Source organism: Mycobacterium sp. SMC-14 (genome assembly GCF_046250075.1).
Taxonomy (GTDB): Bacteria; Actinomycetota; Actinomycetes; order Mycobacteriales; family Mycobacteriaceae; genus Mycobacterium.
In genome coordinates this window covers 4,751,237-4,766,641 of the sequence record NZ_CP176429.1, presented here as the reverse complement: position 1 = coordinate 4,766,641, position 15,405 = coordinate 4,751,237, and the positions used below count along the sequence as shown (strand labels likewise).

At 66.7% G+C, this 15,405-nt stretch carries 12 protein-coding genes; 9 read left to right on the top strand and 3 right to left on the bottom strand.

Features of this window, described 5'->3' with window-relative positions; translation table 11 throughout:
• The first annotated feature begins 8 nt into the window (after nt 1–8).
• Nucleotides 9–1,424: a condensation domain-containing protein gene (locus tag ACKY0W_RS22045; protein ID WP_409435825.1), complete on the top strand. Its 1,416-nt coding sequence runs from the start codon at nt 9–11 to the stop codon at nt 1,422–1,424.
• Between the two features lie 102 nt (nt 1,425–1,526).
• Entirely contained in the window at nt 1,527–4,526 is a 3,000-nt protein-coding gene (locus ACKY0W_RS22040) for an RND family transporter (RefSeq protein ID WP_409437891.1), read from the top strand.
• A gap of 9 nt (nt 4,527–4,535) precedes the next feature.
• Here the strand turns inward: ACKY0W_RS22040 and ACKY0W_RS22035 are convergent, their stop codons facing one another.
• Complete coding sequence (locus ACKY0W_RS22035) at nt 4,536–5,627, bottom strand: PE-PPE domain-containing protein (RefSeq protein ID WP_409435824.1); 1,092 nt, start codon at nt 5,625–5,627, stop codon at nt 4,536–4,538.
• Between the two features lie 160 nt (nt 5,628–5,787).
• Nucleotides 5,788–7,527, bottom strand: coding sequence for an AMP-binding protein (locus ACKY0W_RS22030; protein ID WP_409435823.1), 1,740 nt, complete (start codon nt 7,525–7,527; stop codon nt 5,788–5,790).
• A gap of 222 nt (nt 7,528–7,749) precedes the next feature.
• On the opposite strand from ACKY0W_RS22030, the gene ACKY0W_RS22025 reads away from it, so the two are divergent.
• Entirely contained in the window at nt 7,750–8,475 is a 726-nt protein-coding gene (locus ACKY0W_RS22025) for a sensor domain-containing protein (RefSeq protein ID WP_409435822.1), read from the top strand.
• 33 nt (nt 8,476–8,508) lie between these two features.
• Nucleotides 8,509–9,306, top strand: coding sequence for a sensor domain-containing protein (locus tag ACKY0W_RS22020; protein WP_409435821.1), 798 nt, complete (start codon nt 8,509–8,511; stop codon nt 9,304–9,306).
• A gap of 6 nt (nt 9,307–9,312) precedes the next feature.
• Here ACKY0W_RS22020 and ACKY0W_RS22015 read toward each other — a convergent pair whose 3' ends face one another.
• Complete coding sequence (locus ACKY0W_RS22015) at nt 9,313–9,993, bottom strand: sensor domain-containing protein (protein ID WP_409435820.1); 681 nt, start codon at nt 9,991–9,993, stop codon at nt 9,313–9,315.
• A 153-nt stretch (nt 9,994–10,146) separates the two neighbouring features.
• Here ACKY0W_RS22015 and rpsF point away from each other — a divergent pair, with 153 nt between their 5' ends.
• The 5 genes from rpsF to ACKY0W_RS21990 all read left to right on the top strand — a co-directional run bounded on the left by rpsF (nt 10,147) and on the right by ACKY0W_RS21990 (nt 15,371).
• On the top strand, nt 10,147–10,437 hold the full coding sequence (rpsF, locus tag ACKY0W_RS22010; RefSeq protein WP_406759529.1) for a 30S ribosomal protein S6: 291 nt from the start codon (nt 10,147–10,149) through the stop codon (nt 10,435–10,437).
• A gap of 77 nt (nt 10,438–10,514) precedes the next feature.
• Nucleotides 10,515–11,024: a single-stranded DNA-binding protein gene (locus ACKY0W_RS22005; RefSeq protein ID WP_406759530.1), complete on the top strand. Its 510-nt coding sequence runs from the start codon at nt 10,515–10,517 to the stop codon at nt 11,022–11,024.
• Between the two features lie 32 nt (nt 11,025–11,056).
• Complete coding sequence (gene rpsR, locus ACKY0W_RS22000; protein WP_024442719.1) at nt 11,057–11,311, top strand: 30S ribosomal protein S18; 255 nt, start codon at nt 11,057–11,059, stop codon at nt 11,309–11,311.
• Between the two features lie 33 nt (nt 11,312–11,344).
• Nucleotides 11,345–11,803 (top strand): 50S ribosomal protein L9, encoded by a 459-nt coding sequence (gene rplI, locus ACKY0W_RS21995; RefSeq protein WP_406759531.1) that lies wholly within the window; start codon nt 11,345–11,347, stop codon nt 11,801–11,803.
• A gap of 487 nt (nt 11,804–12,290) precedes the next feature.
• The gene (locus ACKY0W_RS21990; protein ID WP_409435819.1) at nt 12,291–15,371 is read left to right on the top strand and encodes a replicative DNA helicase; all 3,081 of its coding nucleotides are present in this window, start codon (nt 12,291–12,293) and stop codon (nt 15,369–15,371) included.
• The last annotated feature ends 34 nt before the right edge of the window (nt 15,372–15,405 follow it).

The following is a 15,405-nucleotide window of genomic DNA, read 5'->3' as shown; positions in this document are numbered from 1 at the left end:
AGAAGACGTTGCGGGTAGGGCCATTGGCATTAGGGACGCTGGCTGACTGGGAACCCGACGCGGGTCCGACCGTGGTGTGGGGACCGTCAGCCGCCGCGCTGGCCGCGGCGCGGCGCGCGCCGGTCAATGCCGTGCCGGCCAGCTACATGCAGGAACAGCACATCCGCGGCTATATCGACCAGACGGCCGCCGGACTCGACTACTCGCGCCTGATGGTGCTCAGCTGCGACATGCAGGGCAGGTGCGACCGGCGCGCCATCGACTACATCATCAATGCGCATCTGCGGCGGCATGAGACCTACCGCAGCTGGTTCGAGCACGCCGAGGACGGGCGTCTCATTCGCCACGTTGTCGAGGACCCCGCCGACATCGCGTTCGTCCCGGTCGATCACGGCGAGCTGACGTTGCCGCAAGTCCGCGACCTGCTCAACGACACGCCCGATCCGCTGCAGTGGGACTGCTTCCGGTTCGGGATCATCCAGTCCAAGAGCCACTTCACGTTCTTCGCCAGCATCGACCACGTCCACGTGGACGCGGCGGTCGCCGGGGTGACGTTGATGGAGCTCTACATGATGTACAACGCACTGGTGGCCGGCGGCGCGCCGCTGGAGCTGCCCGCTGCGGGTAGCTACAGCGACTTCTGCGTCCGTCAGCACCAGTTCACATCTGCGCTCACGCTGGAGTCGCCGCAGATCCAGGCGTGGCGAAGCTTCGCCGAAAGCAACGACGGAAGCCTGCCCGGTTTCCCGCTGCCCCTCGGCGACCCCGCGCAGCCCTGCGAGGCGGCCATGGTCACCGTCACCATGCTGGGTGAACAGCAGACCGCCGAATTCGAGTCCGCCTGCATGGACGCGAACGCCCGCTTCGTCGGGGGAGTGTTGGCATGCTGTGGCTTGGCGCAGCGCGAATTGACCGGCGCGGACACCTATTACGGGCTCACCCCGCGCGACACCCGCAATTCTCCGGGGGACGACCTCACGCTGGGCTGGTTCACCGGCCTGGTCCCGATCACGGTCCCGATCGGTGACATCTCGTTTGAGGAGGCGGCCAGCGCCGCGCAGGTTTCCTTCGACTCGGGCAGAACGTTGGCGGAGGTGCCCTACCAGCGGGTGATGGAGTTGGCGCCGCAGTTGCGTAAGCCGCCACCGAATTTCCCCGTCATCAACTTCCTGGACGCCGGCGCCGCCCCGCTGTCGGCCTTGATCGCCGCGGGTTTGGATGATCTGAACATCGGCGTCTTCAGCGACGGCCGGTACTCGTATCAGATGTCGCTCTACGTGATCCGGGTCGAGGAGGAGACGGCGGTCACGGCGATCTTCCCGGACAACCCGGAGGCTCACGAGTCGGTGGCGCGCTACCTGGCGATGTTGAAGTCGGTGTTCGAGCGGGTCGCCGACGCCGGCGATTGGGAAAATGTCGCCTGATCTCATTCTCGTTGGTCGCGACCGCCAAGCCCAGCAGGTGCTGCCGGAGGTGAGCTCATCTTCAGCCGGCTAGGCGAGTTCGTGGTGCGGCGACCGTGGCCGGTGATCGGCTTCTGGGCGCTGCTGGTTGTGCTGCTGCCGCTGTTCGCGCCGTCGCTGACCGAGATGGCGCAACGCCACCCCGTGGCGGTGCTGCCCGCCGACGCCCCGTCGGTCGAGGCCGCCGCCAAGGTCTCCGCCGCCTTCGACGAGGACGGCTCGGAGAACGTGCTGACCGTTCTGCTCACCGATGACCAGGGCTTGGATCGAGCCGATGAGAAGGTCTACCGCGCGTTGGTGGACCGCCTGCGTCTTGATACCGAAGACGTGGTGATGCTGCAGGACTTTCACACCACCCCGGCGCTGCGGGAGGTGCTCGTCAGCAGTGACGGCAAGGCATGGATCCTGCCGGTCGGGCTCGCGGGGGACTTGGGCACTCCCGAGGCCTACGCGGCATACGCCCGAGTCGCCGGGATCGTCAAGGAGACCGTTGCCGGATCGACGCTGACCGCCGACGTCACCGGCCCGGCGGCCACGGTCGCCGACCTGACCGACGCCGGAGCGCACGACAGGCTGGCGATCGAGCTGGCGATCGGTGTCCTGCTGCTGTTCATCTTGGGCGTCATCTACCGCAACCCGCTCACCATGTTGCTGCCCCTGATCACCATCGGCGTATCGATGGTGGCCGCGCAGGCGGCAGTCGCGACGGCGTCACTGGTGACCGGAATGGCCGTCTCCAACCAGGCCATCGTGATGCTCAGCGCCTTGATCGCCGGCGTGGGAACCGATTACGTCGTCTTCCTGGTCAGCCGCTATCACGACTACATCCGGATGGGTTCCGGTACTGCCGAGGACTGCCAGCGCGCGGTGCAGCGGGCGCTGGCGTCGATCGGCAAGGTGATCGCCGCGTCTGCGGCCACCGTTGCCATCACCCTGCTGGGGATGGGCTTTGCCAAACTCGGGGTGTTCGCCACGGTCGGCCCGGTGCTGGCGATCGGGATCGCGGTGGCGTTCTTCGCCGCGGTGACGTTGCTTCCGGCCATTCTGACGCTGGCCGGGCCGCGCGGATGGGTGGCGCCGCGCCCCGAACGCGCTGCGCGGTTCTGGCGCCGCACCGGGGTGCGAATCGTTCGGCGCCCCAAGACGTATCTGGTCGGCAGCCTGGCGCTGCTGCTGGCGCTGGGCAGTGCGGCCGGGCTGATCCGGTTCAACTACGACGACCGCAAACAACTGCCGGCCTCCGTCGACAGCTCGGTGGGGTATGCGGCGCTGGACCGGCACTTCCCGGTGAACCAGACGATCCCCGAGTATCTGCTGGTCCAATCGCCCAACGATCTGCGTACTCCGCGGGCTCTTGCCGACATGGAGCAGATGGCGCAGCGGATCAGTCAGATCCCGGGTGTGGCCGCGGTGCGTGGCGTTACCCGGCCGAGCGGTGAGTCGCTCGAAGAGGCCAGGGCCACCTATCAAGCCGGTGAGGTCGGGGGCCAGCTGGGTGACGCCGCGGGCTTGATCGCCGAGCGCGATGGTGACCTCAACCGGCTGACCACAGGCTCCAGGAAGCTCGCAAACGGCCTCGGAGATCTGAACACCCAGGTCAGCCAGTCGGTCGCCAGCGTGCGCAGTCTGGTCGACGCGTTGGCGTATCTGCAGACGCAGTTCGGGGGCACCAAGACATTCGGTGAAATCGACCAAGCCGCAAGGTTGGTCAACAGTATCCGGGCGCTCGGCGACGCTCTCCAGGTGACCTTCGCCGGACTGGCGTCCAGCTTCGACTGGGTCGATCCCGTCACCGAGTCTCTCGATACCAGCCCGACATGCGACGCCAATCCGATTTGCGGAACCGCGCGAGCCGAGTTCCACAAACTGCAAAACGCCCGTGCCGCAGGCACTCTCGATGAGATCTCCAGCCTGTTTCGTCAGCTGCAGTCGGCGCAGCCCTCGCAGACCCTGTCGTCGGCGGTCAACGGGCTGAGCCGCTCTTTGCAGTCGGCCTCGCAGTCCCTGCATGCGCTGGGATTCGACAATCCTCGCCGGGTGCAGCGCAAGATCATCGAGATGCAGAACGGCACTTCCGAGCTCGCCAGCGCCGGCCGCCAGGTGGCCGACGGGGTGCAACTCCTGGTCGACCAGACCAAGGAGCTGGGACTGGGCCTGGACACCGCGTCGGCGTTCCTCATGACGATGGGCCACGACGCTTCCCCGCCGTCGATGGCGGGATTCAATGTGCCCCGGCAGGTTCTGGCCACCGAGGAATTCAGGACGTTGGCTCACACCTTCGTTTCGCCCGACGGTCATTCGGTGCGGTATTTCATCCAGACCGATGAAGATCCGTTCAGCACCAAAGCCATGGACCAGGTCAACACCATCCTTGCGACCGCCCAAGCGGCGCAACCCAATACCGTGCTGGCGGACGCCTCGATCTCGATCTCCGGGTACCCGGTCACCCTGCGTGATATTCGCGACTACTACGACCGGGACATCCGGCTCATCGTCATTCTGACGACGCTGGTGGTGCTGATGATTCTGACCGCCCTGCTGCGCTCGGTCATCGCCCCGATCTATCTGGTGGGCTCGGTGATCATCTCCTACCTGTCGGCGATCGGGCTCGGGGCGCTGGTCTTCCAGGTCATATTGGGGCAGCAACTGCATTGGAGCGTGCCAGGTCTGGCGTTTGTTGTGCTGGTGGCCGTGGGCGCCGACTACAACATGCTGCTTGCGTCCCGATTGCGCGACGAATCACCGCTGGGCGTGCGTACCAGCGTTATTCGCACCGTCGGGTCGACCGGCGCGGTGATCACCGCAGCGGGCCTGATTTTCGCCTCCGCCATGTTCGGGCTGCTGTTCGCCAGCGTCGGCGCTGTGGTGCAGGGGGGCTTCGTGATCGGAGCCGGCATCCTTGTCGACACGTTTGTGGTGCGCAGTATTACCGTGCCCGCCGCCGCAGCACTGCTCGGACGGGCGAACTGGTGGCCCGCGCGTCCGTGGCTACAACCCTTGCCCGACAACCCGAAACGGAGCATCGCCAAGGGCGGCGCGATCGAGACGGTGGCCGAGGCCTGACCTTTTGCGTCAGCCGGTGAAACCGAAGAAGTTGCGAAGCTTGCCGACGGTGTCGTCGACGGCGCTGTTGGTTTCTGGTCCCAGAATCTGCACCACATCCATGCCCGCCGGGTCGACCGAAATCGGTTTGGTGGCGGGGTCGTCATTGCGGGAGTAGCCGGCGTCGACCTGGGGCTGCAGGAAAGCGTCAAGCTGGTCGACCAGATCGTCCGGCACGCCGGCGAAGCGCAGCGGCAGCGTCAACGGCAGGTGATTGATCGGAATCAGGTACGACGTGGTCGTTGCGCCCCGGGAGTTGACGGTGGCCCGGATGTTCTGGGGTGGCACATCTGCCGGAGTCGTGAACGCGGCAGGAGTGTGCACAATCGCAGACCCCAGAAGGGCGTTGGCGACCGACCACAGATTGTCCGGCCGGTCGGGGAAGTCTGCCATGCCGTCGTAGGCGGCGACCACCCGGTTGGTGTCGTACTGGCTGTCCACCTCGGGGGGCATGACGTAGTCGTCCAGCGGCAGGCGGCTGCCCGGCGGGAAGAGTCCGCCGAGAAAGCTCTTCCCGAAAGCGTGCTTGCCCATAGGGGAGCCGAACGTCGAGAACTGCAGCATGTGGGGTGGCGGCGCGTTGGGATCGCTGGCGAGCCGGACCTGCTCCTTGTCGAGCGCCATGGTGCCCTGCGACAACCCGACCACGGCGGCCGGCTCGGTTCCGCTACGGATCACGGCATCCAGGCTGTCGGCCGCCGCGTCGACAGCGGCGGCCACGGTCACGTTGTCGCGTTGAGCGTCGGGCGCGAACATGGTGGGCACCCACCTGAACATGGCACCCGCCGGGTAGTCGATGATCTCGCGCTTCCTGTTGGGGAAGTAGCCGGCGCCGGCGCGCTTGGTGTAGTCCGCCCACGGGATGCCGGGGGGCCGGGCGCCGCCGACTGCGTAGACCACGTCAGCGGCCGCCGCATCACCCACGGGCGCCGGGGTCGGTGCGATCCATGGATTGTCCACCGGGGGTACGGGTGTGGGTGCAGCAGTGGCGACGCTGGAGCTCAGCCCACCAGCCGTGCCGGCCAGCCACACCGCGAGGGCTCCGGCGACCAGTCGCTTCATCGCTAACTCCTTACAGCTGTGCGCGGCGTCCGTTGGACCTGCCGGCAACCCCGGCCGGGGTAGCCGTCAGTACGCGCAAGGGGGGTGCCACCACTTTCTCACAGACCTACGCTGCCGGCAGGGGGCAAGACTCCACCGCCGGCAGCGCGTGACCGTGGGCTCAGCGGTCCATCCGGATGAACTGCTGACTCTGGTACTGCTCGACGCAGGCGGCCCGGCGAACCTTGCCGCTGGTGGTGATGGGAATCGAGCCCGGACCCACCAGCACCACATCGGCGACGGTCACTCCATGGGCCTGGGAGATCGCAGCCTGCACATCGTTCTTCAGGACGGCCAGCCGCGCTGCGGTGTCCTCGGTGGATTCGCCGCGATCCCGAACTTCGATGATGGTGACCAGGGTCTCGTCCTCGTTGACGGGAACCGCGATGGCCGCGACGCGACCCCCGCTGATCTCTTGAAGGGTGGCCTCGATGTCCTCGGGGTAGTGGTTGCGCCCGCGAATGATCAGCAGATCCTTCATGCGGCCCACGATGAACAGCTCGTCCTCGGAGATGAATCCGAGGTCGCCGGTCCGCAGCCACGGTCCGTTCGGGGTGCCCTCGGACGCTCTGACCAGTGTCGCGGCGAACACCTCTTGGGTCTGTTCCGGCTTGTTCCAGTAGCCGGCGGCCACGTTGGCGCCGGCCGTCCAGATCTCGCCGACAGTTCCCACCGCGCACTCGGCGCAGGTTTCGGGGTCCACGATGCGCACCGCCGGCGACTTCGGCACGCCGTAGGTGAGCAGGGGCGTGCCCTCCTCGGTGGCAGAGCGCTGCGCACTGCCGCGCGTCAACTTCTCCGACTCGAAGTAGACGGTCTGGGGCGGGCACTCCACGTCGAGGGTGGCCACATACAGCGTGGCCTCGGCCAGCCCGTATGCGGGGTGCAGCGCCCGGGCACGGAAGTTGTGGGGGGCGAATCGGTTGAGGAAGCGCTCCAAAGTCGCGGGGTGGACGCGTTCGCTGCCGCTGACGATGCCCAGCACGTCGCCCAGGTCGCGGCCGGCCAGGTCCTCTTCGGTGGTCTTTCGCACCGCCAGTTCGAAGGCGAAGTTCGGCGCCGCCGAAAATGCCCGCGGGTGGCTGGCCATGGCTTGGATCCAGCGCGCGGGGCGCTGCAGGAACGCGACGGGGCTGGTCAGCTCGCATCGGTAGCCGCCGAGGACCGGCGCGATGATGCCCAGGATCAAGCCCAGATCGTGGTAGAAGGGCAGCCACGACACGATCGTGGTGTCGGGCGGTGCCACCCCGTTGAACTCCGGGAAGTAGCCCGCCATGAACTGCCGGAAGTTCACCTGAAGGTTGCGGTCCGTCACCATCACGCCAGCAGGAAGCCGAGTCGAGCCCGAGGTGTACTGCAGATACGCCACACCGCCGGAGTCGACGGGTTGCTCACCCATGGCGACGCTGGCGTCCAGATCCAACGCGTCGACAGCGACGACGGTCGCCGTGGCGTCGGCTCCGGATTCGCGCACATACTCGGCGACCAGGTCTGCGGCCCCGGTCGTGGTCAGGACGACGGACGGTGCGGTGTCGGTGAGCACGGCGCTGACCCGCTCATCGTGTGCGCCGGGATGCGGCACCGGCAGCGGCACCGCGATGAATCCCGCCTGGATGGATCCGAGGAAGGCCGCGACGTAGCCGAGACCCTGCGGGGCGAGGATGACGGCCCGGTCCCCGGCGGAACCGTGTTGCTTGAGTTCGCGCGCGACATTGAGAGCCCGCCGATAGATCTGTGACCAGGACAGCGTCTCGGCGACACCGTCCCAGTCCTGCTCGTAATCGGTGTAGGTATAGGCGGGGTCATCGGGGGCAAGGAAGGCGCGTTCGCGCAACAAAGTTAATAGGGAAACATCAGGCATGGCGGTGAGGCTACCGTCACAATGCGAGATGTGCCGCGCAACAGTGGGCGGGAGGACCTTGTACCTCTATTTCGCCGGCGCGACCTGCACCCCCGCTGGAGTCGCCTCCGCCCCCGGCAGCAGCCGGCCGGCACGCCCGCTACCGCCGGACAGCAACCCGGTCAGCCGCTACGATCGTGACGATCCGGACCCGAGCTGCCACCGAGAGATGCGGGACGCCCGATGAACCGTTCAGTTCAAGCCGCGGCCTGCTGCACGCTGGCCCTGCTGGCAACCTTCGGCTGCAGTGCGACCACGGGTGAAATCCCCGTCGACGCCATGATGGCCAACGTGTCTTCGGCCCCCAGGACGCCCGGTGCGGCGCCCACGGACGGGCTGCCACCCGGGCGGGTCGGTGCTCTGCTCCTTTCCGACGACGATGTCAGCGCCATCGTCGGGCTGCCGATGCACGGAAACGGCAGTTGGCAGGTACCCGGCGCCGAGGTCACGTTGCGGGATCGCAACGACTGCAAGGCTCTTACGCTCTCCGGCAAAGATTTCTGGACCTCGGACTACACCGCGTATCGACAGGTCTCACAGCAGGACAGTGACGACATGAACTTCTTCACCTGGCAGGGTGTGGCCGCCTACCCGAACGGGCGAAGCGCGTCGCGGGTGTTCCACCGGACAATCAACGCCGATCTGCAGGCGCGCTGCCGGACGGCGACGGTGCCCGCCGAGAGCGATGAGCATGCGAACTGGCACGTCGATTCCCTCACGGTGACCGACTCGAAGTTGTCCGTCATCGTTTCCGAACAGCGTGACCAGACGAACACCGGATGGCGCTGCGCAACACAAATTCGTTTGCAGCGCAATGTGATACACCGTGACGGGGCGTGCCAGACCGGCAACCCCTCGACAACCACACAGCAGATAGCGGATATGACCGCGAACCGGATCGGGGGCTGACATATGAACGACGGATCGCCGAGGAGCGAGGTGATGAAGCGGGTATTGGCCGGAGTGGGCGTCGCGGGCCTGGCGGCGATGGCGATGCTGGGGTGTTCGCACGGCGGTGACCAGGATGGCGAAGCCGGCCAGGCCGTCAAGCTGCCGTCGCCCGGTGACACCACCAAGGCCCAGACCTCAGAGGCGCTGGCTCCCACCGGTGAACCCGCCGGCCGGTCCTCGATGCCCCCGGTTCCGCCGCCGCTGGTGCTGCCGGATCGGTTGCGCACCCTGTTGGTGCCCCCGGACGTGTCCGGCCCCATCGTCGGTTCACCGTTGGGTTTTGAGAAGCGCTTCGACCAGCCGGCGCCACCGGTGACGCCGGACGGGCACGCCGAGTGCGCGGTGCTGCTCGGCCCGGCCATGCCCGCCTTCGGCTTCGAGTGGACGGCCTACAAGGGCGCCCAGCAGAAGGACCGGGAAGAGGACGCCGACATCGTCGTCGGCCAGGGGGCGGGTTCCTACCCCGATGCCGATAAGGCGCGAGCCGCGTTCGGCGCGGCTTTCCCCGCCGAGCTGCGCACGTGCGACGGGGTCGCCGTGCACAACCCGCGCGATACCGACGCAGGCGTCACCTGGCAATTCCACGTCACCACCGTCGACGGCACCCGGGCGCAGTGGAGCCGGGTGCAACTGGCCGACGGCAAGCCGCTCGACTGGAGCTGCGCCTACGAAGCCGACGTCAAGAGCAACGTTCTGCTGCACACCTCGGTATGCCGGCGCGGCGCCGGCGCGGCTGAGGCGGCGGCGAAGCTCGCCGAGCGGCTGATGGTCTGGATTCCGGCCACCTGAGCGGGGTCAATGCACCCGATCCAGGACGTGCTGGCTGAGCCGGTCCATGGTCACGGCGGCGTTGCCCCACTGGCTGCACAGCACCTCGACCATGAAGTTGGCCCCGACAGCGACGAGGACCGCAGAGGTGAACCCCATATTCGCGCCGTTGTAGCGAGCCGAGAGCAGCCAGGAGGCCACTGTCGTGTCCGGGCTTAATTCGACGTGCACCAGGTCCATGGTGACGCCCGCGTCGACGTCGGTCCCAGCCATCCGTGCATTGAGGCAGCGGTCGACCGCCGGCCGGTTGTAGGTGTTGGTGAACGCCTCGCCCGCTTCGGCCACCGAAGGAAAGGTCGTCACGGCCACGATCGCGGCTGCTTCGTGTGCGCGGTTCTCCCACCGCTGTGCCCGGTGAGACGCGTAATTGCTGCCGACCACCTCGGTGGTGCCCACCTCGTAGAACGCCCGGCAGTCATCGCGCTGTCGCAGACGCTCCGGCTGTGATGGCACCATGCCCACCGGGCCCGTGCTGGACATCGGCATCCCGGCGAAGGTACTGACCTCGTCGTCGGACGGGATCAACATCGCGACCTGGCCCGGCTGCACCCAGTCGCCGTCGGCGGCCGCCGGCGCCGGCCCCGGCAGCGCGCCCAGTGTGGCCAGGACAATTGCCGATATCACGAACCACCTGCCGTGACGCACCATGGCGGTGAGCCTAATCGGACTTGATGAGCAACCCGCCGATTTCACTCCGGCCGTCCGCCTCCGGTAACCTAGCCCGGTTGCCGACGCAGGCGACCCTCCTGCCGTGGATACCTCCACGGCCGCACTACGACCATAGGAGGTGATGAGGTTCCCATGCGTCCATACGAAATCATGGTCATCCTTGACCCCACTCTCGACGAGCGCACCGTTGCCCCGTCCCTGGAGACGTTCCTGAACGTCATCCGTAAAGACGGCGGTTCGGTCGACAAGGTCGACATCTGGGGCAAGCGCCGCCTGGCTTACGAGATCGCCAAGCATGCCGAAGGCATCTACGCGGTCATCGACGTCAAGGCCGCTCCGGCCACGGTGTCCGAGCTTGACCGTCAGCTCAGCCTGAACGAGTCGGTGCTCCGCACCAAGGTGATGCGCACCGACAAGTCGTAGCCGACTGTCGCAGCCGTTGCGTAGGCTCATGCTGCGAATGCAGCATCAAGCGTTGACACCGATCCTAGGAGGGCCCCGTGGCTGTAGGTGACACCACGATCACCATCGTTGGAAACCTGACCGCGGATCCCGATCTGCGGTTCACCCCCTCGGGGGCGGCGGTCGCCAACTTCACGGTGGCGTCCACTCCGCGGGTCTTCGACCGGCAGAGCAACGAGTGGAAGGACGGCGACGCGCTGTTCCTTCGGTGCAACATCTGGCGCGAGGCCGCCGAGAATGTGGCCGAGAGCCTCACCCGCGGATCGCGGGTGATCGTCACCGGGCGGCTGCGGCAGCGGTCCTTCGAGACTCGCGAGGGCGAGAAGCGCACCGTTTACGAGGTGGAGGTCGACGAGGTCGGCCCCTCGTTGCGGTATGCCACCGCCAAGATCAACAAGGTCAGCCGCGGCGGCGGCGGAGGCGGTTTCGGTGGGGGCGGCGGCATGTCGGCCCCGGCGAGCCCCTCCGGACCGCCCGCGGAAGACCCGTGGGGCAGTGCTCCGGCGTCCGGCTCCTTCGGTGGCGCCGACGACGAGCCGCCCTTCTGACCAACGAACCACAGCACGAAAGAGATAGGTAGATGGCCAAATCCAACAAGCGGCGTCCGGCTCCTGAGAAGCCGATCAAGGCTCGCAAGTGCGCATTCTGCTCCAACAAGAAGCAGGTGATCGACTACAAGGACACCTCGCTGCTGCGCACCTACATCAGTGAGCGGGGCAAGATCCGCGCCCGTCGTGTGACCGGCAACTGCGTTCAGCACCAGCGCGACGTCGCGCTCGCGGTGAAGAACGCCCGCGAGGTCGCGTTGCTGCCCTTCACCTCGTCGGCGCGCTAGCCGACCACTCAATCTTGGAGAAAGTACGAAACGATGAAGCTCATTTTGACCGCTGAGGTGGACCACCTCGGAGCGGCCGGAGACACCGTCGAGGTCAAGGACGGATACGGCCGCAACTTCTTGCTCCCGCGGGGGCTGGCCATCGTCGCCACGCGCGGCGCGCAGAAGCAGGCCGACGACATCCGCCGGGCCCGCGAGACCAAGCAGGTGCGCGACCTGGACCACGCCAAGGAGCTCAAGGAAGCTCTGCAGGCGCTGGGCACCGTCACGCTGCCGGTGAAGACCTCCGGCGACTCGGGCAAGCTGTTCGGCTCGGTGACCGCCGCTGACGTGGTCGCCGCCATCAAGAAGGCCGGCGGGCCCAACCTCGACCGGCGGATCGTCCGGCTGCCCAAGGCCCACATCAAGGGCGTCGGCAGCCACGCGGTGTCGGTGCACCTGCACCCCGACGTGAACGTCGACGTCACTCTCGACGTCGCCGCGGCAAACTAAGCACGTATCTCAGCAGCCCCGGTAGCGCCCTGATCGGCGCCGCCGGGGCTTTGCTGTGTTCGGTTGGGGACCAGGCCGGTTAGTGCTGGCTAACTTTCAGGGAGCGCCTCGACGTGTGGGTTGTTTACCTTGTTGTGGAATCGCGTCTACCTGCCTGCAAAGCAACACGCCCAAGGCGGCAACCTGTTACGACACGCCGATGAGATTGTCTTCCACAATGAAAACACCCCTCGTTACCACTCTGACCTGGACGGACGTCCGTGGGTGGAAGAACAATCCACAAGTCTTCCCCACCGTCCCAAACAAATGGGGGACCGGTGTGCACACTTAATCCACACCTTTGTGAACAAGCTCGTTTTGTACGGCCGCCAGCAACGCCTACCGTCAACGCGGCACGACACAACGGGGGTGTCGGTGCCACCGGATATGTTCGGGCCAACCAATGCCGAACAGACGTTCGATCGTGCCAGTGGACGAGGAGGGGCGCATGGCAGTAGTCGACGACCGTGGTCACTCTGAGCTTGAGGAGCCGCCACGCGAGGACGTCGGCCGCCAACCGCCCCAGGACATGGCTGCAGAGCAGTCGGTGCTCGGGGGCATGCTGCTGAGCAAGGACGCCATCGCCGACGTGCTGGAGCGGCTGCGGCCCGCTGATTTCTACCGCCCCGTGCACCAGAACATCTACGACGCGATCCTGGACCTCTACGGGCGCGGTGAGCCGGCCGACGCGGTGACGGTGGCCGCCGAGCTCGACCGCCGCGGCCTGCTGCGCCGGGTGGGGGGCGCCCCGTACCTGCACACGCTGATCTCCACGGTGCCCACCGCGGCCAACGCCGGCTACTACGCCACCATCGTCTCGGAGAAGGCGCTGCTGCGCCGACTGGTGGAGGCCGGTACCCGGGTGGTGCAGTACGGCTACGCGGGCGCCGAGGGCGCCGATGTCGCCGAGATCGTCGACCGGGCCCAGGCCGAGATCTACGAGGTAGCCGAGCGGCGGAGCTCCGAGGACTTCGTCCCGCTCGAAGACCTGCTGCAGCCCACCATGGACGAGATCGACGCGATCGCCTCGCACGGCGGTATCGCGCGCGGTGTGCCGACCGGCTTCACCGATCTCGATGAAGTGACCAACGGGCTGCACCCGGGACAGATGATCATCATTGCGGCGCGGCCCGGTATGGGGAAGGCACTGGCCCTGAAAACCCCGTTGCCGACCCCGACCGGCTGGACCACGATGGGCGATGTCGCCGTCGGTGATGAGTTGCTGGACGCTGACGGGCGGCCCACCCGCGTAGTGGCCGCCACGGGCATCCTGTTGGGCCGGCCCTGCTACGAGGTGGAGTTCTCCGACGGCACGGTGATCGTCGCCGACGCCGAGCACTTGTGGCCCACGAACGCGGGTGTGCGCACCACCGCGCAGTTGCGCTGCGGGCTGGACAGGATCGCCCCGGCCGGTTCGGTGACGCAGGCCGGTGGCGGGACTACCACGTTGCTGGCGTCGGCCCTGAGCCTGACCTCGGTGCGGCGGGTGCCCAGCGTCGCAGTGCGCTGCGTGCAGGTCGACAACCCGGCGCGGCTCTACCTGGCCGGTCGTGGCATGGTGCCCACCCACAACTCCACGCTGGCCCTGGACTTCATGCGGTCGTGCTCGATCAAGAATCGGATGGCCAGCGTCATCTTCTCGCTGGAAATGAGCAAGTCCGAGATCGTCATGCGACTGCTCTCCGCTGAAGCCAAGATCAAACTCGGCGACATGCGCTCGGGACGGATGACCGACGACGACTGGACCCGGCTGGCGCGGCGGATGAGTGAGATCAGCGAGGCGCCGCTCTACATCGATGATTCGCCGAACCTGACCATGATGGAGATCCGCGCCAAAGCCCGCCGGCTCAAGCAGAAGGCGGACCTGCGACTGGTGGCGGTCGACTACATGCAGCTGATGACCTCCGGCAAGAAGGTCGAATCGCGCCAGCAGGAAGTGTCGGAATTCTCCCGGAACCTCAAGCTACTGGCCAAAGAGCTCGAGGTGCCGGTGATCGCGCTGAGCCAGCTCAACCGTGGTCCCGAGCAGCGCACCGACAAGAAGCCGATGCTCGCCGACCTGCGCGAATCCGGCTGCCTGACCGCCTCGACGCGAATCCTGCGGGCCGACAACGGGTCCGAGGTCACCCTGGGTGAGCTCATGCGCACCGGGGAACGCCCGCTGGTGTGGTCGCTGGATGAACAGCTGCGGATGGTGGCCCGGCCCATGACCAACGTGTTCCCCAGCGGGCACCGCGAGGTCTTCAAGCTGCGGATGGCCTCAGGGCGTGAGGTCGAGGCCACCGCCAACCACCCGTTCCTCACGCTGGACGGTTGGGTGGCGTTGGGCGACTTGAGCGTCGGGGACCGGCTGGCGGTGCCTCGGCGGGTGCCGGAGCCGGTCGACACCCAGCGGATGGAAGACTGCGAGGTCATTCTGCTGGCGCACATGATCGGCGACGGATCGTGCGTCAAGCGCCAGCCCATCCGCTACGCGTCGATCGACGAGGCGAACCTTACCGCCGTGACGGTTGCGGCCATGCACTTCGGGGTGGCGGCGGTGCGCGACGAATACCCGGCCGCCCGGGTGACCACGCTGCGCCTGCCGGCGCCGTACCGGCTGACGCACGGCAAGCGCAATCCGATTGCGGCGTGGCTGGACAAGCTGGGGCTGTTCGGCAAGCGCAGCTACGAGAAGTTCGTGCCGCAAGAGGTTTTCGCGTTGCCGAACGATCAGGTTGCGCTGTTCCTGCGGCATCTGTGGGCGACCGACGGGTCGGTGATCTGGGACGACAAGCGCGGTGTTGGGCGGATCTACTACGCGTCGACCAGCCGGCAGCTGATCGACGACGTGGCGGCCCTGCTGTCTCGGGCCGGGGTGTTCGGCCGCATCAAGAGGGTGCCCAAAGCCGGCTACCGCGACAGTTGGCACCTGCACATTTACGGGGCCGAGAACCAGGTCCGGTACCTGCACAACGTGGGGGCTCACGGCGCCAAAGCGGAGGGGGCCAAGGAGATTCTGGCTCACCTGCAAGGTGTGGCACGCAACCCGAACCTGGACACCGTCCCCAAGGAGGTATGGGGTCGGGTGCGCCGGGCGCTGGCTGACCAGCAGATGACCCAGCGCGAGTTCGCCGCGGCAATGGGCACCAAGTTCTGCGGGTCGACGATGTGGAAGCACGCGCCGAGCCGCGACCGCTTGCACCGCGCTGCCATGGTGCTCGAAGACCGCGACATCCACGATGTTGCGACCAGTGACGTGTTCTGGGACACCATCGTGGAGATCACCAGCATCGGCGAACACGATGTGTTCGATGGAACCGTTACCGGCACACATAACTTTGTGGCACAAGGGATTTCAGTTCACAACTCGCTGGAACAAGATGCCGACATGGTGATCTTGCTGCACCGTCCGGATGCCTTCGAGCGTGACGACCCACGTGGCGGCGAGGCGGACCTGATCTTGGCCAAGCACCGTAACGGGCCGACCAAGACGGTGACCGTGGCGCACCAGCTGCACCTGTCGCGGTTTACGAATATGGCGCACTAGGGTCCGGCAGGTGTGGCGTCTCACGCTGCGTGTC